The 19,937-nt window shown below is 72.4% G+C and carries 17 protein-coding genes; 9 read left to right on the forward strand and 8 right to left on the reverse strand.

Annotation, left to right across the window (positions count from 1 at the left end):
• Positions 1–4,388, reverse strand: a 4,388-nt coding sequence (locus tag BZL64_RS18455) for an ATP-dependent helicase (RefSeq protein WP_244205387.1), incomplete at its 3' end; no start/stop codon positions are given.
• A gap of 202 nt (positions 4,389–4,590) precedes the next feature.
• Between BZL64_RS18455 and BZL64_RS18460 the strand changes: the two genes are divergently transcribed.
• The 3 genes from BZL64_RS18460 to BZL64_RS18470 are packed head-to-tail and all read left to right on the forward strand — an operon-like array spanning position 4,591 to position 6,505.
• Entirely contained in the window at positions 4,591–5,580 is a 990-nt protein-coding gene (locus tag BZL64_RS18460; RefSeq protein ID WP_244205388.1) for an AraC family ligand binding domain-containing protein, read from the forward strand.
• On the forward strand, positions 5,577–6,200 hold the full coding sequence (locus tag BZL64_RS18465; protein ID WP_244205389.1) for an AzlC family ABC transporter permease: 624 nt from the start codon (positions 5,577–5,579) through the stop codon (positions 6,198–6,200). Before BZL64_RS18460 ends, BZL64_RS18465 begins: the two co-directional genes overlap by 4 nt.
• Positions 6,197–6,505, forward strand: coding sequence for an AzlD domain-containing protein (locus BZL64_RS18470; protein ID WP_086770300.1), 309 nt, complete (start codon positions 6,197–6,199; stop codon positions 6,503–6,505). Before BZL64_RS18465 ends, BZL64_RS18470 begins: the two co-directional genes overlap by 4 nt.
• A 31-nt stretch (positions 6,506–6,536) precedes the next feature.
• On the opposite strand, the gene BZL64_RS18475 is transcribed toward BZL64_RS18470, so the two are convergent.
• Positions 6,537–7,481, reverse strand: a complete 945-nt coding sequence (locus BZL64_RS18475; RefSeq protein WP_086770301.1) for a hypothetical protein — start codon at positions 7,479–7,481, stop codon at positions 6,537–6,539.
• Positions 7,482–7,560: 79 nt separating this feature from the next.
• On the opposite strand from BZL64_RS18475, the gene BZL64_RS18480 reads away from it, so the two are divergent.
• From BZL64_RS18480 to BZL64_RS18505, 6 genes are all read left to right on the forward strand, one after another.
• Positions 7,561–7,755 (forward strand): DUF3046 domain-containing protein, encoded by a 195-nt coding sequence (locus tag BZL64_RS18480; RefSeq protein ID WP_073491660.1) that lies wholly within the window; start codon positions 7,561–7,563, stop codon positions 7,753–7,755.
• A 60-nt stretch (positions 7,756–7,815) separates the two neighbouring features.
• A complete protein-coding gene (locus tag BZL64_RS18485; RefSeq protein WP_086770302.1) occupies positions 7,816–9,072 on the forward strand; it encodes an AI-2E family transporter in 1,257 nt (418 codons plus the stop codon).
• 413 nt (positions 9,073–9,485) lie between these two features.
• Positions 9,486–10,622, forward strand: coding sequence for a recombinase RecA (gene recA / locus BZL64_RS18490; RefSeq protein WP_086770303.1), 1,137 nt, complete (start codon positions 9,486–9,488; stop codon positions 10,620–10,622).
• 7 nt (positions 10,623–10,629) lie between these two features.
• The gene (gene recX / locus BZL64_RS18495) at positions 10,630–11,418 is read left to right on the forward strand and encodes a recombination regulator RecX (protein WP_086770304.1); all 789 of its coding nucleotides are present in this window, start codon (positions 10,630–10,632) and stop codon (positions 11,416–11,418) included.
• 325 nt (positions 11,419–11,743) lie between these two features.
• Positions 11,744–12,508: a winged helix-turn-helix domain-containing protein gene (locus tag BZL64_RS18500; RefSeq protein ID WP_086770305.1), complete on the forward strand. Its 765-nt coding sequence runs from the start codon at positions 11,744–11,746 to the stop codon at positions 12,506–12,508.
• Positions 12,505–15,036, forward strand: a complete 2,532-nt coding sequence (locus BZL64_RS18505; RefSeq protein WP_086770306.1) for an FtsX-like permease family protein — start codon at positions 12,505–12,507, stop codon at positions 15,034–15,036. The genes BZL64_RS18500 and BZL64_RS18505 overlap by 4 nt, the downstream gene beginning before the upstream one ends.
• Before the next feature lie 100 nt (positions 15,037–15,136).
• Here the strand turns inward: BZL64_RS18505 and BZL64_RS18510 are convergent, their stop codons facing one another.
• The 6 genes from BZL64_RS18510 to BZL64_RS18530 form a co-directional block, all read right to left on the reverse strand.
• Positions 15,137–15,577: a rhodanese-like domain-containing protein gene (locus BZL64_RS18510; RefSeq protein WP_425276054.1), complete on the reverse strand. Its 441-nt coding sequence runs from the start codon at positions 15,575–15,577 to the stop codon at positions 15,137–15,139.
• 36 nt (positions 15,578–15,613) lie between these two features.
• Entirely contained in the window at positions 15,614–16,171 is a 558-nt protein-coding gene (locus BZL64_RS18515; RefSeq protein WP_086770307.1) for a cupin domain-containing protein, read from the reverse strand.
• A gap of 85 nt (positions 16,172–16,256) precedes the next feature.
• On the reverse strand, positions 16,257–16,343 hold the full coding sequence (locus BZL64_RS42190; protein ID WP_313960178.1) for a putative leader peptide: 87 nt from the start codon (positions 16,341–16,343) through the stop codon (positions 16,257–16,259).
• Between the two features lie 219 nt (positions 16,344–16,562).
• Positions 16,563–18,170 carry an FAD-dependent monooxygenase gene (locus BZL64_RS18520; protein WP_086770308.1) on the reverse strand — a complete coding sequence of 536 codons (1,608 nt, stop codon included), beginning with the start codon at positions 18,168–18,170 and terminating at the stop codon, positions 16,563–16,565.
• A 175-nt stretch (positions 18,171–18,345) separates the two neighbouring features.
• Positions 18,346–19,245 (reverse strand): amino acid ABC transporter permease, encoded by a 900-nt coding sequence (locus BZL64_RS18525; protein WP_086770309.1) that lies wholly within the window; start codon positions 19,243–19,245, stop codon positions 18,346–18,348.
• A complete protein-coding gene (locus tag BZL64_RS18530; RefSeq protein ID WP_086770310.1) occupies positions 19,242–19,910 on the reverse strand; it encodes an amino acid ABC transporter permease in 669 nt (222 codons plus the stop codon). Before BZL64_RS18530 ends, BZL64_RS18525 begins: the two co-directional genes overlap by 4 nt.
• Positions 19,911–19,937 lie beyond the last annotated feature (27 nt).

A 19,937-nucleotide genomic window follows, 5' to 3' on the forward strand; every position in this document is an offset into this window, starting at 1 on the left:
GGCGGGGAGCCGAGGGCGTTGTCGAGGCCGAGGACGTCCCAGTCGATGTCGGCAGGCGGGAAGCCGTCGGGAACGGGGGCGGCGGCGAAGGGGGCGCCCGTGCCCTGCGTGCCATGTGCGCCGTTCGGACCGGGCAGGGGTTCACCCCGGTCGCGGGCGTTGGCCACCGCGCGGAGGCGGTCCACGGCTCCGTCCATGGCGAACTGCGCCGCGCCGAGCCCTTCCACGACATAGCCGCGCCGGGCCTGGCCGCTGTCCTCGAAGACGGATAGGACGCGGTACGTCGCCGAGAAGCCGCCTTCCACGCCCTCGGCCGCGACCGCTCCCCGGGTCACCACGCCGTGCCGGTCGAGCAGGGTGCGGGCGACGGCGTGCGCGCGGACGGTCGGGTCGGGTTCGTGGGCCGGAAGGAGGGACCAGCGGCCCGCGACGGTCGGGGGGCCGCTGCGGGACGCCGGCCGGGCGGCGGCCGTCAGGGAGCCGTACCGCCCGCGCGGGACGGCGCGCTTGGCGCGGTGGGCGGTGGAGCCGGCCGTACGGCCCGAGCCCAGCAGGGCGCGCATCGGCGCCAGCGTGTCGTTGGTGAGGCGGCCGGACCAGGCCAGGTCCCAGACCGCGTCGGCCAGTTGTGGGTCGGTGGCCTCCGGATGGGTCGTGGCGCGGACCTGGTCGGCGATCTGACGGAAGAACAGGCCGTAGCCGCCGGAGAGGATGTCCAGGACCGACTGGTGCAGCGCCGTCAGTTCCAAGGGGTGCGGCGCGGCGAGGAGGAGGGGGGCCGCGTCCGCCAGGTACAGGGAGACCCAGCCGTCCTTGCCGGGGAGGGCGCCCGCGCCTGCCCAGAGGACCTCTCCGGCGGCGGTGAGTTCGTCGAGCATCGCCGGTGCGTAGCCCGTGACGCGGGACGGGATGACGAGCTTCTCCAGGGCGGAGGCGGGCACGGACGCGCCCTGGAGCTGCTCGATCGCGCGCACCAGACCGTCGATGCCGCGCAGGGAGTGACCCTTGCCGATGTGCTGCCACTGGGGCAGGAACTGGGCGAGCGCGGGGGGTGGGACCGGTTCGAGCTCGTGCCGCAGGGCGGCCAGGGAACGGCGGCGCAGCCTGCGCAGGACGGTCGCGTCACACCACTCCTGGCCGATACCAGCCGGGTGGAACTCGCCCTGGACGACGCGGCCACCCGCCGCCAGCCGCTGAAGGGCACCCTCGGTGACCGCGACGCCCAGGCCGAAGCGGGCGGCGGCGGTGGCCGAGGTGAACGGGCCGTGGGTGCGCGCGTGGCGGGCGAGGAGGTCGCCGAGCGGGTCCTTCACCGGCTCGGTGAATGCCTCCGGGACGCCGACCGGGAGTGCTGTGCCCAGCGCGTCGCGCAGGCGGCCCGCGTCCTCGATCGCCGCCCAGTGGTCGGCTCCGCCGATACGGACCCTGATGGCGCGGCGGGCCGCCGCCAGCTCCTGGGCCCAGTGTGGTTCGGCGCCCCGCTCGGCCAGTTCGTCATCGGTGAGGGGGCCGAGCATGCGCAGGAGGTCGGCGACGCCCTCGACGTCCTTCACCCGGCGGTCCTCGGTCAGCCACTGGAGCTCCCGCTCCAGTTCCGTGAGCACCTCGGCGTCGAGCAGTTCGCGCAGTTCCGCCTGGCCGAGCAGCTCCGCCAGCAGCCGCGAGTCCAGCGAGAGGGCGGCGGCGCGGCGCTCGGCGAGCGGGGAGTCGCCCTCGTAGAGGAACTGGGCGACGTAGCCGAACAGGAGCGAGCGGGCGAACGGGGACGGCTCCTGGGTGGTGACCTCGACCAGGCGCACCTTGCGGGACTCCAGGTCGCCCATCAGCTCGACGAGTCCGGGGACGTCGAAGACGTCCTGGAGGCATTCGCGGACCGCCTCCAGGACGATCGGGAACGAACCGAACTCGCTCGCCACCTGGAGCAGTTGGGAGGCCCGCTGGCGCTGCTGCCACAGCGGGGTGCGCTTGCCGGGGCTGCGGCGCGGCAGCAGCAGCGCGCGGGCGGCGCACTCGCGGAAGCGGGCCGCGAACAGGGCCGAACCGCCCACCTGGTCGGTGACGACCTGGTCCACCTCGCCCTTGTCGAAGACGACGTCCGCCGCCCCTAGGGGTGCCTGCTCGGCGTCGTACTCCGTGCCGGCCTTCAGGGGTGGCTGGTCGAGCAGGTCCAGGCCCATGAGGTCGGCGTCGGGCAGGCGAAGGACGATGCCGTCGTCGGCGTGCATGACCTGGGCGTCCATGCCGTACCGCTCGGAGAGCTTGGCGCCGAGCGCGAGGGCCCAGGGGGCGTGCACCTGGGCGCCGAAGGGGGAGTGCACGACGACCCGCCAGTCGCCCAGCTCGTCGCGGAAGCGCTCCACGACGATGGTGCGGTCGTCGGGGACATGGCCGCAGGCCTGGCGCTGTTCGTCCAGGTAGGAGATGACGTTGTCGGCGGCCCAGGCGTCCAGGCCCGCGGTGAGCAGGCGCAGCCGGGCGTCGTCCTTGGGCAGTGAGCCGACCTCGCGCAGGAACGCGCCGACCGCACGGCCCAGTTCGAGCGGGCGGCCCAGCTGGTCGCCCTTCCAGAACGGCAGGCGGCCGGGCACGCCAGGAGCTGGCGAGACCAGGACACGGTCGCGCGTGATGTCCTCGATGCGCCAGGAACTGGTGCCCAGGGTGAAGACGTCACCGACGCGGGACTCGTAGACCATCTCCTCGTCCAGCTCGCCGACCCGGCCGCCGCCCTTCTTGGGGTCGGCGCCCGCGAGGAAGACGCCGAACAGGCCGCGGTCCGGGATCGTGCCGCCGGAGGTCACGGCGAGCCGCTGGGCGCCGGGGCGGCCGGTGATCGTGCCGGCGACCCGGTCCCACACCACGCGGGGGCGCAGCTCGGCGAAGGCGTCGGACGGGTACCGGCCCGCGAGCATGTCCAGGACAGCGGTGAAGGCCGACTCGGGGAGAGACGCGAAAGGTGCGGCGCGACGGACGAGGGCGAGCAGGTCGTCCAGCTGCCAGGTGTCCATCGCGGTCATCGCGACGAGCTGCTGTGCCAGTACGTCCAGGGGGTTCGCCGGCACCTTCAGGGACTCGATGGAGCCCGTGCGCATGCGTTCGGTGACCACCGCCGCCTGAACCAGGTCGCCCCGGTACTTCGGGAAGACCACACCGGTCGAGACCGCTCCGACCTGGTGGCCCGCACGGCCCACGCGCTGGAGGCCGGAGGCGACGGAGGGCGGTGACTCGACCTGGATGACCAGATCGACCGCGCCCATGTCGATGCCCAGCTCCAGGCTGGAGGTGGCGACCACCGCGGGCAGGCGGCCCGCCTTGAGGTCCTCCTCGACCAGGGCGCGCTGCTCCTTGGAGACCGAGCCGTGGTGGGCGCGCGCGATGACCTGTGGGGCCCCCTGGGCCGCTCCCGAGCCGCCCATCAGCTCGGCCGGGGCGTGGTGCTCATCCAGGGGCTCTCCGGTGGCCCGCTCGTAGGCGATCTCGTTGAGGCGGTTGCACAGGCGCTCCGCCAGACGGCGGGAGTTGGCGAAGACGATCGTGGAGCGGTGGGCCTGGACCAGGTCGGCGATGCGCTCCTCGACGTGCGGCCAGATCGACGGGCGTTCCGCGTTCTCGGAGCCCTCGGCGACCGGGGAGCCGCCCAGCTCGCCGAGGTCCTCGACCGGGACGACCACCGAGAGGTCGAACTCCTTGCCCGACCTGGGTTGCACGATCTCGACCTTGCGGTGCGGCGAGAGATAGCGGGCCACCTCGTCGACCGGGCGGACCGTGGCCGAGAGGCCGATACGGCGGGCCGGCCTCGGCAGGAGTTCGTCCAGGCGCTCCAGGGAGAGGGCGAGGTGGGCGCCGCGCTTGGTGCTCGCCACGGCGTGGACCTCGTCGAGGATCACCGTCTCGATGTTGGTCAGCGCGTCGCGCGTGGCCGAGGTCAGCATCAGGAACAGCGATTCCGGCGTGGTGATCAGGATGTCCGGAGGCCGTGTGGACAGGGCGCGGCGCTCGGCGGGCGGGGTGTCGCCGGAGCGGATGCCGACCTTGACCTCGGGCTCGGGCAGGCCCAGGCGCACGGATTCCTGACGGATGCCCGTCAGCGGGCTGCGGAGGTTGCGCTCGACGTCGACCGCCAGAGCCTTGAGCGGCGAGACGTACAGCACGCGGCAGCGCTTCTTGGGGTCGGCCGGCGGGGGCGTCGAGGCCAGCTGGTCCAGAGCGGCCAGGAACGCGGCCAGGGTCTTGCCGGAGCCGGTCGGGGCCACGACCAGCACGTCCGAGCCCTCGCCGATGGCCTGCCACGCGCCCGCCTGGGCCGCGGTGGGCGCGGAGAAGGCCCCCGTGAACCAGGCGCGGGTCGCGGGGGAGAAGCCGTCCAGGGCTCGGTGTGCTTTGCCGACCATGCGTCCATCCTGCACCCGAGCACTGACAAAGCGCCTGACCTGCGGCTTCGCGGGACGGGTGGCGGATTTCGGTGATGAGTGGGGCCCGTGGGGCGGGGAGCGGCGGCAGTGCCGCGGCGGTGGAGGCGTACGAGTCCGCTACGAGCGGACGCAGGCGGGAACGGGTGGAAGCGGTGGGTTCGCCGTCGCGGAGAATGGGGGAGTGGCGGGAAGTCGTGAGGTGGCGCGGCACTGGCGGTACGCGGAGCTGCCCGGTGTGGACCTGCTGCGGGCCCGGTACGTCCGCAAGAACTTCGTGCGGCACACGCACGAGCACTTCGTGATCGCCGGCATCGCGGAGGGGGTGGAGGTCTTCCAGCATCGGGGCGGTGACCAGTACGCGGGTGCGGGAACGCTCGCTCTGGTCAATCCCGACACCCCGCACACCGGGCGGGCCGGTGTGCCCGAGGGCTGGCGGTACGGGGCGGTGTACCCGTCACCCGAACTCGTGGCCGGGATCGCCGCCGAGACGACGACTCTGCGGGGTGCTCCGGGGTTCGTCAGTCCCGTGCTCGACGATCCGTACGCCGTCGCGCTCGTGCATCAGGTCCTGCGGGCCGCCGACGAGGGCAACGCGCTCGCCGCCGACACCCTGCTGCGGGTCGCCGTGACACGGCTGTTGCGGCTGAACGGCGGGGCCCTGCCGACTCGCCAGGTGCGCACGGCCGGAGACCGGATGGCGGCACGCGCGCGTGCCGTACTGGAGGAGCGGCTCGTCGAGCCGCCGACCCTGGAGCGGCTCGCGGGAGATCTGGGGACCAGCCCCTTCGCCCTGCTGCGGGCGTTCCGGGACGCCTACGGGATGCCGCCGCACACGTGGCTCACCGACGCGAGGGTCCGTCTCGCGCGGCGGCTGCTGGACGCCGGGACCGCCCCGGCGGAGGCGGCGGTCGCGGTGGGGTTCACCGATCAGCCGCACCTCAACCGTCACTTCGCCCGGATCGTGGGCGTGCCACCGGGCGCGTACCAGCGGGAGCGCAAGAACGTACAAGACGTGCGGCGGCGGCTGCTCGTACCGTCCGGCGGGTGGCAGAACAGACAGCTCTTCCAGACGTACGGGACGACCGGGGAGGAAGGCCGGACTCCGCCGTCGTCCGGGACGCCCTCGGCGTCGGGGTCGCCGTCGGACTCTCCGGGTTCGCCTTCGGAGTGACCTCGGCGGGCAGCGGGCTCACGGTGTGGCAGACCTGCGCGCTGAGCCTCCTGGTGTTCACCGGCGCGTCCCAGTTCGCGCTCGTCGGGGCACTCGCGGCGGGCGGAAACCCGCTCACGGCGGCCGCCGGCGCCTTCTTCCTCGGCGTACGCAACGCCTTCTACGGCCTGCGCCTGTCGCAGTTGCTGGCCCTCCCGCGCGCGGTGCGCCCGTTCGCCGCCCAGTGGGTGATCGACGAGACCACGGCCGTCTCGCTGGCGCAGCGCGACCGGCGGGGAGCGCGGATCGGCTTCGCCGTCACCGGACTCAGCCTGTACGTGCTGTGGAACCTCACCACGCTGCTCGGCGCCCTCGGCGCGGAGGCCATCGGGGACACCGACGCGTGGGGGCTCGACGCGGCCGGCCCGGCTGTCTTCCTGGCGCTGCTCGCGCCCATGCTGAAGACCACCACCGAGCGGGTCGCCGCAGGGCTCGCGGTTCTGCTGGGACTCGGCCTGCTGCCCGTCCTGCCCGGCGGAGTGCCCGTACTGGTGGCCGCCCTCGCCGCGCCGCTCGCCCTGTGGGCCGAGGGCCGGCGCGAAGGCCGCGCGCGGGGCGACGCGAAGGAGGAGCGGCGGTGAACGTCTGGATCGCGATCGGTGCGACCGCCATCGGCTGCTACGCCGTCAAGCTCACCGGCCTGCTCGTGCCCGCGGGTGTGCTCGAGCGGCCCCTCGTCAGGCGGCTCGCCGCCCTGCTCCCCGTCGCCCTTCTCGCCGCCCTCACGGCCCAGCAGACCTTCGCCGACGGGCAGACGCTCGTGCTGGACGCCAGGGCCGCCGGGCTCGCCGCGGCCGCCGTGGCGCTCATTCTGCGAGCGCCGTTCCTGCTCGTCGTCGCGGCGGCCGTGGCGGTCACGGCGGGGGTGCGGGCCGTGGGCGGGTGAGGGCGGGCGTTCCTGCGGGTGACGTGCCGGGTCAGCCGATGACGCGGCCGTACGACCTGAGGGTGCTCAGTGCCTCGATCGTCACCGCGGGGCGGGACTCCAACTCCGTGCCCGGTGCCCAGCGGCGCCACCGGATCGGCCAGCCGCCGTCCTGCTGCTGCTCGGCGGCGAGGAAGTCCAGGGCGCCCGCCATCTCGGAGTCGGTGAACCACGCGCGCGCGAGCGAGCCCGGGGTCTTCGCGTAGTCGTACGGGAAGTGGTGCTCGCCGGGCGCGTAGCCGGGAGCGACGGGGTAGGCGTCCCGGCGGTCCGGATCGAGTACGGCGAGCCGCTGCTCGCGCACCAGGCGGCCCAGGCGGTCGGCGGCCGCCTCCGCGCGCGGGCGGTCCGAGGCGGAGTCCAGGAAGGCCACGGCGGCCTGGATCTCGTACGGGTGGGACGTCTCCAGGGCGTCGACCGCCTGCCAGCAGAAGTCCGTCGCCCTGAACAGCCAGGCGTGCCAGACCTCGTTGCGGTGCAGCAGGCCCACGACCGGCCCGGTCGCCAGGAGTTCGCTCGGCGGGTCGTCGACGATCGGGATGAACGGAGCGGCGGGGTATCCGCGTTGGCTGGGATGGACCGCAGGGAGCGCCCCGTCGGCGGTGGAGACGGAGGTGAGATAGCGGCACACCCGTTCCACGCGCTGCCCGCCGCAGCGGCCGAGCGAGTCCAGGACGTGCAGGGCGCGCGCGGTGTGCAGGGGCTGGCTCACGGGGCCGCGGAGATCCGGCTCCAGCGCGTGGCCGTATCCGCCGTCCTCGTTGCGGTAGGCGTCGAGTGCCGTCTCGACGGGGTCGGCGGCACCGTGCAGGAAGTGGTGAGCGAAGAGACGCTGCTCCAGCACGCGCGCGGTGAGCCAGACGAAGTGCTCGGCGCGCAAGAGCGGGGAGCGCGCCGGGGGCGTCGGGGGGAGTGGGGATGCTCCTGATTCGACCATGGGTCAGACCGTAGGCCGGAAAGCGGTCTCCGCAGGCGGTCCCGGCCAGGGGCACCCCCGGGCGCGGGATACTGGTGTCATGCGGTTGACGGTCTTCTGGCAGCGGATGGCGGAGCACTTCGGTACGGGGTACGCCGAGACCTTCGCGCGCGATCACGTGATGACGGAACTCGGCGGGCGCACCGTGGACGAGGCGCTGGCGGCCGGCTGGGACGCCAAGGACGTGTGGCGTGTGGTGTGCGCGGTGATGAACGTTCCGCGGGAGAGGCACTGATCCGAAGAGAAGACCGCGGGCGGGTCACCGAGTGTCGGTGGCGTGGGCGAGACTTGGCCCGTGGCACCCACTGACGAGACCAGGCATGCCGGCCCGCAGGCTCCCCTGTCGGGCCCGACGCCGCCCGCTCCGCCGCCGTCCGGCACGGACGCCGAGCCGAGCGCCCGCATGCCGCGCTGGCTCCCGCGCGCGATGGTGCTCGCCCTCGCCCTGGTCGGCGCGTTCCAGCTGGGCACCTGGGCCTTCCACCAGGTCATCGGTCTGCTGATCAACATCCTGATCGCCTTCTTCCTGGCCCTCGCCGTCGAACCCGCGGTGAGCCGGATGGCCGCGCGCGGCATGCGCAGGGGGCTCGCCACCTTTCTGGTCTTCTTCGGCCTGCTGATCGCGTTCGCGGGCTTCTTCACGCTGCTCGGCTCGATCCTCGCGGGCCAGATCATCAAGATGATCGAGGGCTTCCCGCAGTACCTCGACTCGGTGATCAACTGGATCAACACCTCGTTCAACACCGATCTCAGGCGCGTCGACATCCAGGAGGGCCTGCTTCACTCCGACTGGCTGAGGAAGTACGCGCAGAACAGCGCGGCCGGCGTCCTGGACATCTCCACGCAGGTGCTCGGCGGTCTCTTCCAACTGCTGACGATCGCGCTGTTCTCGTTCTACTTCGCCGCCGACGGGCCCCGGCTGCGGCGTGCGCTGTGCTCGATCCTGCCGCCCGCCCGCCAGGCCGAGGTGCTGCGCGCGTGGGAGATCGCTGTCGACAAAACCGGCGGCTATCTGTACTCCCGCGGTCTGATGGCCCTGATCTCCGGCGCGGCGCACTACGTGCTGCTGCTGTTCCTCGGCATCCCGTACGCGCCCGTCCTCGCCGTGTGGGTCGGCGTGGTCTCGCAGTTCATCCCGACCATCGGCACCTATCTCGCGGGCGCGCTGCCCATGCTGATCGCCTTCACGGTCGATCCCTGGTACGCGTTGTGGGTGCTGATCTTCGTCGTGGTCTATCAGCAGTTCGAGAACTACGTGCTGCAGCCGAAGCTCACCTCGAAGACCGTCGACATCCACCCCGCTGTCGCTTTCGGGTCGGTCATCGCCGGCACCGCCCTCCTCGGCGCGGTCGGCGCGCTGATCTCCATCCCCGCGATCGCCACGCTCCAGGCGTTCCTCGGCGCGTATGTGAAGCGCTACGACGTCACGGACGATCCCCGTGTCCATGGGCACCGGAGACGGGGCGAGGGGCCGAACCCGCTCGCGCGTGCGCGGCGGCTGTGGACCAGGGCACGGGAGCGGACGGCCGGGCCGGGGGCCGGGGGCGGCTGAGGCGGGGCCTCTGAACCGGGCCGTCGAGGCGGGGTCCTGAACCGGGCGTCGAGGCGGGGTCCCGAACCGGGCGGTCGAGGCGGGGTCCCGCCGCATCGGGCTCGGCCGACCGGCTGCGGGACTTCTCGGCTGCGCGGCCACCGCACTGCGGCATGACCGAGCTGCGGCGGATCCGGGGTGTTGCGGTGCGCGAACGTAGGCTCGGAAGTGCCGCGTGGTGCGCTTGACACAAAAATCGAACATCCATTCTGATGGAGGCTCCGGCGGGCCTCTCGGCGGACACTTCGTCCCGGTTTGCATGGGTAAGTGGCCGAGTTATCCACAGGCCGGACCAGCGTCGAGGCGCGTTGTCAGTGGTAGGCGTTAGCGTCTTTGACGTGAAGCGATCGACTCAAGCAAATCGGGTGGAACCCATGGCAGGTAACGACCGCGAGAAGGCCCTGGATGCCGCTCTCGCACAGATCGAACGGCAATTCGGCAAGGGTGCGGTCATGCGCATGGGCGACCGGTCCCGGGAGCCCATCGAGGTCATCCCCACCGGGTCGACCGCGCTCGACGTGGCTCTCGGCGTCGGCGGTCTGCCGCGCGGCCGTGTCATCGAGGTCTACGGACCGGAGTCGTCCGGTAAGACGACCCTGACTCTGCACGCGGTGGCCAACGCACAGAAGGCCGGCGGCACGGTCGCGTTCGTGGACGCGGAACACGCCCTCGACCCCGAGTACGCGCAGAAGCTCGGCGTCGACATCGACAACCTGCTGCTGTCCCAGCCGGACAACGGCGAGCAGGCCCTGGAGATCGTGGACATGCTCGTCCGCTCCGGAGCCCTCGACCTGATCGTCATCGACTCCGTCGCCGCGCTCGTCCCGCGCGCGGAGATCGAGGGCGAGATGGGTGACAGCCACGTCGGTCTCCAGGCCCGTCTGATGAGCCAGGCCCTGCGGAAGATCACCAGCGCGCTCAACCAGTCCAAGACCACCGCCATCTTCATCAACCAGCTTCGCGAGAAGATCGGTGTGATGTTCGGCTCCCCGGAGACCACGACCGGTGGCCGGGCGCTGAAGTTCTACGCCTCGGTGCGGCTCGACATCCGGCGCATCGAGACGCTGAAGGACGGCACCGACGCGGTCGGCAACCGCACCCGCGTCAAGGTGGTCAAGAACAAGGTCGCGCCGCCCTTCAAGCAGGCCGAGTTCGACATCCTCTACGGGCATGGCATCAGCCGTGAGGGCGGCCTGATCGACATGGGCGTGGAGAACGGCTTCGTCCGCAAGGCCGGCGCCTGGTACACGTACGAGGGCGACCAGCTCGGCCAGGGCAAGGAGAACGCCCGCAACTTCCTCAAGGACAACCCCGATCTCGCCAACGAGATCGAGAGGAAGATCAAGGAGAAGCTGGGCGTGGGCGTGCGCCCCGAGGAACCTGGCACGGCGACGGACGCGGATGCCGCGGTCGCCCCGGGCACACCCGCGGACGACGCCGCCAAGACGGTTCCCGCTTCCGTCACCGCAGCCAAGGCCACCAAGACCAAGGCCGCGGCCGCCAAGAGCTGAGCCGACCGTGACACGACGAACGGACTGGGCCGAGTACGACGCCCTCCCCGGCAGCTACCGCGAGCCGGGGAGCGTCGACGGCGACGGCCTGGCCCGGGACGGTGACTACCGGCCGGACAGCGGCTCGCACGGGGACGACGGGTCGGCCGGCGCAGGCCGACCCCGTGGCCGCCGGGCGGGACGCGGCGGCGAGGGCGGTTCACGGGGCGGGCGCCGTCGGCGCGGCTTCGGAGAACCGTCCGCCGAGGACGAAGACACCTCTGCCTCGTCGAGGGCCGAGAAGGGGGAGTCTTCAGGGGACCCGGCTGAGCGGGCACGGGCGATCTGCCTGCGCCTGCTCACCGGGACCCCGCGCACCCGCAAGCAGCTCGCCGACGCCCTGAGCAGGCGGGAGATCCCGGACGACGTGGCCGAGGAGGTGCTCTCGCGGTTCGAGGAGGTCGGGCTGATCAACGACAGCGCCTTCGCGGACGCCTGGGTGGAGTCCCGGCATCATGGCCGCGGCCTGGCCCGGCGGGCCCTCGCACAGGAACTGCGCACCAAGGGCGTCGACTCGACCCTGATCGACGAGGCCGTCGCCCAGCTCGACTCCGAGCGGGAGGAAGCGACCGCCCGTGAGCTGGTCGCCCGCAAGCTGCGCTCGACCCGCGGACTCGACCGCGACAAGCGGCTGCGCCGTCTCTCCGGCATGCTCGCGCGCAAGGGCTACCCCCAGGGCATGGCCCTGCGAGTGGTCCGGCAGGCACTCGAGGAGGAGGGCGAGGACACGGAGTTCTTGGAGGACGGGGAGTTCTGATCCCCGAGACGCTGTGACGGGCGGTGGGCACGTGACCCCACGGGGATCACCTCGCAGCCTGGGGGGCGATTCGGTTCGGGACACGGTGGATGCGCGGGGGCACCGATCGCGTCCGGGGGCCGGGCATCACATCCTCGTTGGCTCAGCCACTCCGAAACCCTTCTCTCAGGCAGCCACTCCTCTCGGGGCTCCCCGCTGAACAGATGTCCCGTCACGCAGGGGTATCCGGCACGTCAACTCCCCGGCCAGGGTAGGGACAACCCCCCACCGAGGACGCCGGACCGCCGCAGTGCACAGGTACCTGTGCACAGGCGACCGTGTACGCATGCCCCAGGAACCCGGCGCCCACGAGCCGCCCGAGCCGCAACACGCGCCGCCGACCGGGCCCTCGCCGACGTCCTCGGGCCCCGCCGAACTCGGTGATCTCGCCGCGCTCAAGGCCCTCGCGCAGCCGCGTCGTCAGCGGGTTCTCGAGCACCTCACCCTGCACGGCCCGGCCACCTCGGCGACGCTGGCCCGTGCCCTGGGCCTGAACACCGGCTCGACGAGCTACCACCTGCGTGAGCTGGCCCGTTACGGCTTCGTCGAGGAGACGGACGGGGAGGAGGGACCGGCGCGGTCGTCGCCGTCCCAGCACCGGGAACGCTGGTGGCGGGCGGTCCCCGGTGACCGCCGCTTCCCGCCGCGCAGCCGGCAGAGCCCCGAGATGCGGCACGTCATGGACGAGCTGAACCACCACGCCTACGCCGCCGATCTGGACCTCTTCGAACGGCTGCAGCGGGAGTCGGCCGAGGGCGACCCGTGGGCGGACGCGTTCCCCTACTCGCGCGGAACGATCCGGCTCACGCTGCCCGAACTCCGGGAGTTCTTCGAGGAGTACATCGCCCTCCTCGACCGGTACAAGCGGCCCGAGTCCGAGACTCCGACCGACGCGCGCACCCTGCTCACCCGGTTCCTCGCCTTCCCCGTTCCTCCGCCCCTGCCCGCAGCCGCAGCCGCAGCCGCACCCACGGCCGACGGCGACCCCGAGTGCCACGACCCCGCGGCCCACCGTCCCGCACACAACAGAAGAGAGGCCGACCCCTCATGATGCTGCGCTATGCCTTCAAGACCGTCCGCGCACGCAAGGCCGGCTTTCTCGGAGCCTTCCTCGCCCTGATGTGCGCGGCCGCCCTGATCACCGCATGCGGAACCCTCCTGGAGACGGGACTGCGCGGCACCATCCGGACCGAGCGTTACGCCGCGACCCCGGTCGTGGTCTCGGCCGACCAGAACGTCCACCAGACCACTGTCAAACACAAGAAGGGCAAGACGAAGGTCAAGCACAAGGCCAAGCCCATCGCCGAGCGCGCCTGGCTCCCGGCCGATCTCGGGTCCACCCTCGCGGCCACCCCGGGCGTCGCCCGCGTCGTGCCCGAACTCACCTTCCTCGCCGAGCCGTTGATCTCCGGCGGAACCGCCGCCGACCGGCCCGCCCACGGCCACGCCTGGGAGTCCGCCGCCCTCACGCCGTACCGGCTCACCGAAGGGACCGCGCCGCGGGCCGTCACCGATGTCGTCGTCGACCGGGAACTCGCCGAGCGTGCCCGCCTCGCTCCCGGCGACCGCCTCACCGTCCAGTCGACGCAGGCCCCGCGCACCTACCGCGTCACCGGAATCGCCGTGCCCGGCACGGACGTACGCCACCAGACGTCTCTCTTCTTCTCCGCCGCGGAGGCCCGACGTCTCGCCGCCCACCCCGACAAGGTCACCGCCTTCGGCCTGATCCCGGAAGCGGGCGCGGACCCGGGGCGGCTGAAGCAGGACGTGGCCGCGGTGCTGCGCGGCACCGGTGCGCAGGTCAGCATCGGGGACGCCCGTGGACCGGTGGAGTTCCTGGACGCCGCCGCGGCCCGCGTCAAACTCGTCAGCATGGGCGGCGCGATGGGCGGAACCTCGCTGCTCGTGGCCGTACTCTTGGTCGTCGGGACCTTCGCGCTCTCGGTCCAACAGCGTCGCCGCGAACTGGCCCTGCTGCGTGCCGTCGCCGCCACCTCCGGGCAGATCCGCATGCTCCTCGGCAGGGAGGCGCTGATCGTCGGAGCAGCCGCGGGAACCGTCGGGGCGCTCGTGGGGATCCCGCTGGGCGGCCTGCTGCACGACAGGTTCGTCGCCCTGGGCGCGGTGCCCGCCACGCTGGAGCACACGGCGGGCTTCGTCCCGCCGCTGGCCGCCGTCGCCGCGAGCCTGCTCGGCGCCTGGGCCGCCGCACGCATCGCCTCCCGCCGGGTCGCGCGGATCCGCCCGGCCGAGGCCCTGTCCGAGGCCCGCGTGGAGCGCACCCGGCCCGCCTGGGGCCGTGTCATCGCCGGTCTGCTCCTGCTCGCGGGCGGCGCGGTCCTGGTGGCACTGCTGAGCGTCCTGCACACCGAGCCGGCCTCGACTCCCGTGACCTTCCTGGCCGTCGTCGTCCTGTCCACCTCTGTCGCCCTCCTCGGTCCGCTGCTGGTCAGGGCTGCCGCACTGCTTCTTGCGGCACCGCTGCGCCTGACCGGTCCCGGTGGCCGGCTCGCCACGGCCAACCTCCGCGGCAACGCCGTACGCATGGCCTCCGTGGTCACCCCGCTCACGCTCCTCATCGGCATGACCTGCACGGTGCTGTTCGTCCAGCCCACCCTCGGCGACGCGGCACGCGCCCAGGCCCGCGAGGGCGTGCGCGCCGACTGGATCGTCGGCTCTCCCGGCCCCGGCGTCCCCGCCGAGGCGGCACGCCAGTTGCGCACCGGAGGGGACGTCGTCACGGAGGTCGTCAGGACGACCGTCCGGGTCGGTCTCGACAAGTACGCGGCCCAAGGCGTCACTTCGGCCGGCATCACCCGCACCTGGGACCCGGACGTCACCGCGGGATCCCTCGACCGGCTCTCCGAGCGCACGGTGGCCGTCAGTGAACTGGCCGCGGACCACCTCGACCTGACGCCCGGCAGCACCCTGCAACTCACGCTGGGCGACGGCACGCCCGCCACGCTCACCGTCGCCGCCGTCTACGCCAAGGGTCTCGGCTTCGGAGACCTCACCCTCGCCCACGACCTCGTCGCCCGCCACGTCGACAACCCGCTCTCCTCCTCTCTCCTCGTCAGCACGCACCGTACACAGACACAACTCGCGACTACTCTCCGTGAGTTCCCGGGCGTCGAGGTTCTTTCCCCGGCCGCCGCGGACTCCCTCCAGGCCGAGCGGCAGCAGGCGAACGCGGAGGTCAACTTCCTCGCCATGGCACTCGTCCTGGCCTTCACGGCCATCGCTGTCGTCAACACCCTTGCCATGGCCGTCTCCGAACGGGTGCGGGAGTTCGCGCTGCTGCGGCTGGCGGGGGCGACCCGCCGTCAGGTACTGGGGATGCTGCGCACCGAGACCGTGTCGGTACTCCTCGTCGCGACGGCCCTCGGCAGCGCCGTCGCCCTGGCCGTCCTCACCGCCTTCAGCGTCGGCATGACGGGACGTGCCGCGCCGGCGGTCACCCCACTGACGTACGTCACGGTGGTCGCGGGAGCCGGACTGCTGGCGCTCGTCGCGACAGCGCTGCCGGGCCGGGTCGCGCTGCGGGTCCGCGCGGTGACGGTGGCGACGGCCCAGGAGTGAGGCCTCCCGGCAGGACAGTCAGGTGAGACCCCGCCCCACGGGAGCACGGTGGCTCCACCATGTCCGTGCCGGCCCGGAAGCAGCCGGCACGGACCCGGCTCTAGGACGTCACCGGCAGTCCCGCCGACCGCCACGCCTGGAACCCGCCGACCAGGTCGGTGGCCCGGTGCAGCCCCAGCTGGTGCAGGGACGCCGCCGCCAAGCTGGACGCGTAGCCCTCGTTGCAGATCACGACAATTCTCAGATCGTGGCCGGTGGCCTCGGGGGCGCGGTGGCTGCCCCGGGGGTCGAGGCGCCACTCCAGTTCGTTGCGCTCGACGACCAGAGCGCCGGGGATCAGCCCGTCCCGCTCGCGCAGGGCCGCGTACCGGATGTCCACGAGGAGCGCCTCGCCCGCGCGGGCGGCCTCGTACGCTTCCCGTGCCTCCACGCGCGCGTACCCGGCCCGCACCCGCTCCAGCAGCTCGTCTATGCCCACGGGCCCCTCGTCCTTCACCCCGTCACCGCTCACCCCGTCACCGCTCACCGCTTCACCGCTCACCGCTCACCACGTCGCCCCTCGATGTCTCGCGGCTGCTCACTGCCAGTCCTCCGGGCGCTCGACCTGCTCCAGACGCAGGATCTGGCCGGTCCGGCTGTACCGGCGGATTCTCGGCAGGGGCGGGTAGTAGGCGTGCACGGAGATGGCGTGCTCCGCGCGGGACTCGTTGAGGACCTCGTGGACGTGGTGCTGTCCGAACGAGCGGCCGTTGCCGGCCGGCAGGCGGCGTTCCCGGTCGACGTCCTCCGACAGCTCCAGGGTCTTCCAGCCGTCCGTGGGCAGCCGCGCGGCGAGGGAGTTCTCCTTCAGCTCACCCCGGGCGGTGAGGAAGGCGCCCACCGAGTCGGCGTGGTCGTGCCAGCCGGTGCCGGTGCCGGGCGGCCAGCCGATCAGCCAGGCCTCGCTGCCGCCCGGTCCCTCCAGACGCACCCAGGTGCGGCCTTCCGGGTCGAGGGGGAGCGAGGCGATCAGCGCACTGTCGGCCGCCGTACGCCGTACGAAGTCGAGGAGATCCGCCTGGGTGGGCGTGGCTGCGGGGGCGGACGCGGAAGGTGACGCGGAGCGGGATGCGGATGAGGAAGGGGAGACAGACACGGGTACCGTCCTGGGGCGTTCGCGGGAGCGCGCGGATGCGCAAGAGCGCGTCGGCGGCGCGCGCCGGTGGAAGAGGGCTGCGAATTCAGCAGGACGGACGACACACGCAACCCGCATAGCGGACGAGGTCCATATGGACCCTCCGCCACAGGCGCACACAGGTGTCGGTCACGATCCGGAGTAGACCATGCCGGGGTGCGACGGTCAACCGACTGTCACCATGTGGACCGCGGAGTGACGGTGAGTAGGTTCAGCCGGCCATCACACCGGATGCGAGCGCGCGCCGACCGCCCACCGGGCCGCACCGAGCGAGCCCACCGCGCACCTTCGGCGCCCCCGTCCGCCCCTCCCGTTCAGGTCACCGAGACCCGAATTCCGAGACCCGGCCCCCTCACTTGGCCCCAGCCGCAGCTTCGGCGCCAGCCTCCGCCTCCACAGCTCCCCCCACCGCCGCCTCCGCCGCCGCGTACAGGTCGGCGGGGCGGACCCCGCTGAGCGCGGTGACCAGGTGGCCGTCGGGACGGATCAGCAGCACGGTGTGGGCGGCGGCACCCGGATAGCTCTCGGCGACGAGCAACTCGGCCGGGCTGGGCAGTGCCGTCACCGCGGCGGCGAGCCGGGGCATGATCCCGGCGCCCACCCAGTGCCGGCGCTCCCAGACGCCGGTGCCCGGGGCGATCAGCAGGACCAGCAGGGCCCCGCGGCCGAGCCGGTCCCGCAGTCGTACGAAGGAGCCGTCCTCGGCGGTGACGCGGACGTCCGTGACCGGCGCGCCGGGGGGTGTGTCCACCGGCACCTCCGCCTCGAGGTGCCGGGGTGCGAGCGGCGAGGCGGCGTACGTGCCCGGCGCGCCGAGCAGGCCGCGTCCCAGGTGACCGTCGGTGAGCAGCGCGTCGTGGCCGCGGGCGGCGCCGGGGACGTACGCCCTTATGCCGGGGCCGCCGCGCAGTGCCGGGAGGATCTGGTCGGCGGCGCGCAGCCGGGCGGCGACGACCGCGCGCCGCTCCGTCTGGTAGCTGTCGAGCAGCGCCTCGTGGGGCCCGTGGTGCCAGGCCAGCGCGAGCTTCCAGGCGAGGTTGTCGGCGTCCCGCAGGCCCTCGTCGAGCCCCTGGGTGCCGAACGCGCCGAGGAGGTGGGCGGCGTCCCCGGCGAGGAAGACCCGCCCCGCGCGCCAGCGGCGGGCCAGCCGGTGGTGGACGGTGTGGACACCGGTGTCGAGCAGCTCGTACGCCGGGGCGGTGCCGCCGCTCCAGCCCGCGAGGGTCTCGCGGATGCGGGCCACCAGCAGCTCGGGCGTGACGAGGTCCTTGCCGGGCGGCAGCAGCCAGTCCAGGCGCCAGACGTCTTCCGGCAGCGGACGTCCGGTGATCTCCCCGGCGGAGGGGCCCGACGTCCGCCACGGCGGCGTCCGGTGGAGCAACGCCTCGTCGGTCCACGGAAGTTCCGTGCGCAACGCGGCGACGGCGTGTCGCTCGACGGCCGTACGGCCGGGGAAGCGGATGTCGAGGAGTTTGCGGACCGTGGAGCGGGGACCGTCGCAGCCCACCAGGTAGCTGCCGCGCCACCAGGTGCCCTTGGGGCCGCGGGTGTGGGCCGTGACGCCGGAAGCTTCCTGCTCGACGCCGTCCAGGCGGCTGTCCACGGCGATCCGCACGAGCCGCTCGTCGGCCAGGGCCGTGCGCAGGGCGTCGGTCAGCACGTGCTGGGCGAGGTGCAGCGGGGCGGGGTCGGCGTCGTCGAACCCGATCTCGTGTGTCACCTGCTTGCGCCGCATCGACCGCCAACCGGCCCAGTGGAGGCCTGCCCCGGTGAGCGACGCGCCGGTGAGCCGCTCCATCAGGGCGGCGGTGTCCTCGCGGAGCACGACCGTGCGCGCGAGCCGTGGTTCGTCCTTGCCCGGACCCTCGTCCAGGACGACGGAGGGCACCTCCTGACGCGCCAGCGCCAGGGCGAGCGTGAGCCCCACGGGCCCCGCTCCGACGATGATCACCGGGTCCACGGCGTGGCGCCCCCTGCCCGCGACGGCGTCCCGAGGGACGTATGTGAACAAGAGGTTGGAGCAGGGTGCACGATCACAGAACGTATGCAACCCACTGCCGCTGCCCGCGTCAAGCGACGGAGGCAGCGGCGCGCACGCCACTGCCTCCGTACAGGTCACGCCATATGAGCGAGGGTCAGACCGCCTGGCCCGTTCCGTAGCTGCCGGGGATCGCGGCCGGGTTGTCCTCGACGTCGTCCGGGGCGAGCACCGCGCCCGTGCCGCGCTTGCTGCGGCGCAGCCGGGCCTCCAGCCAGGAGGCGAAGGACGTCAGGATGAAGTTGACGACGATGAAGATGAGCGCCACGACGATGAAGCTGGGGACGACGTTGGCGTAGTTCGCCGCCAGCGTGCTGCGCGCGTTGAGAAGCTCGGTGAACCCGAGCATCACGCCACCGAGCGCGGTGTCCTTCACGATGACGACCAGCTGGCTGACGATCGCCGGCAGCATCGCCGTGACGGCCTGCGGCAGCAGGATGCTGGTCATCGTCTGGCCCTTGCGCAGGCCGATCGCGAACGCGGCCTCCGTCTGTCCCTTGGGCAGGGCGAGGATGCCGGCCCGGACGACCTCCGCGAGGACCGAGGCGTTGTAGAGCACGAGGCCGGTGACGACCGCGTAAAGCGGGCGGTCCTCGCTGGAGATGTCCGTGGAGCGGACGTATAGCTCGTTGGCGAACAGCATCAGCAGCAGGACCGGGATCGACCGGAAGAACTCGACCACCGCGCCGGCCGGGACGCGCACCCAGCGGTGGTCGGACATGCGCGAGATGCCGAGGAACGCGCCCAGGGGAAGGGCGATGACCATGGAGAGAGCCGCGGCCTTCATGGTGTTCGCAAGGCCCGGCAGAAGGTAGGTCGTCCACGCCTGGGACGTGGTGAAGGGCTCCCACAGGGCCCATTCGAGCTGCTTCTTGTCGTCCATCTTCTCCCACACCCACCACAGGAGCAGGGCGAGCAGGACGGAGAAGAGGATGGACAGGAGGACGTTGCGCCGTTTGGCGCGGGGCCCGGGGGCGTCGTACAGGACCGAGCTCATCGCTTCACCGCCAGTCGCTTGCCGAGCCAGCCGAGCAGCAGGCCGGTGGGAAGGGTCAGGACCACGAACCCGAAGGCGAAGACCGCGCCGATGGCCAGCGTCTGGGCCTCGTTCTCGATCATTTCCTTCATCAGGAAGGCGGCTTCGGCCACACTGATGGCGGCTGCCACGGTCGTGTTCTTGGTCAGGGCGATCAGGACGTTGGTCAGCGGGCCGATGACTGAGCGGAACGCCTGCGGCAGGATGACGAGTCCCAGCGTCTGGCTGAAGCTCAGTCCGATCGCGCGTGCCGCCTCGGCCTGGCCGAGGGGCACGGTGTTGATGCCGGACCGGATCGACTCGCAGACGAAGGCCGCCGTGTAGGCGGTCAGACCGAGGACCGCGAGGCGGAAGCCCTGGAGGGGAAAGTCGTCGGACGCGCCCATCGTCATACCGAAGATGTCGGCGAGGCCGAGCGAGGTGAAGACGATGATGACCGTCAGAGGGATGTTCCGGACGATGTTGACGTAAGCGGTGCCGAACCCGCGCAGCAGCGGGACCGGGCTGACGCGCATCGCGGCCAGCACGGTGCCCAGGACCAGGGAGCCGACGGCGGAGAAGACGGTCAGTTTGATCGTCAACCAGAACGCCGCGAGGACGTCGTAGCCTTCAAGAAAGTCGAACACGATCTCCCGCGCTTCCGGGTGTGTGGG

The sequence above is a fragment of the Streptomyces bobili genome (genome assembly GCF_002154575.1).
Classification (GTDB): domain Bacteria; phylum Actinomycetota; class Actinomycetes; order Streptomycetales; family Streptomycetaceae; genus Streptomyces; species Streptomyces bobili.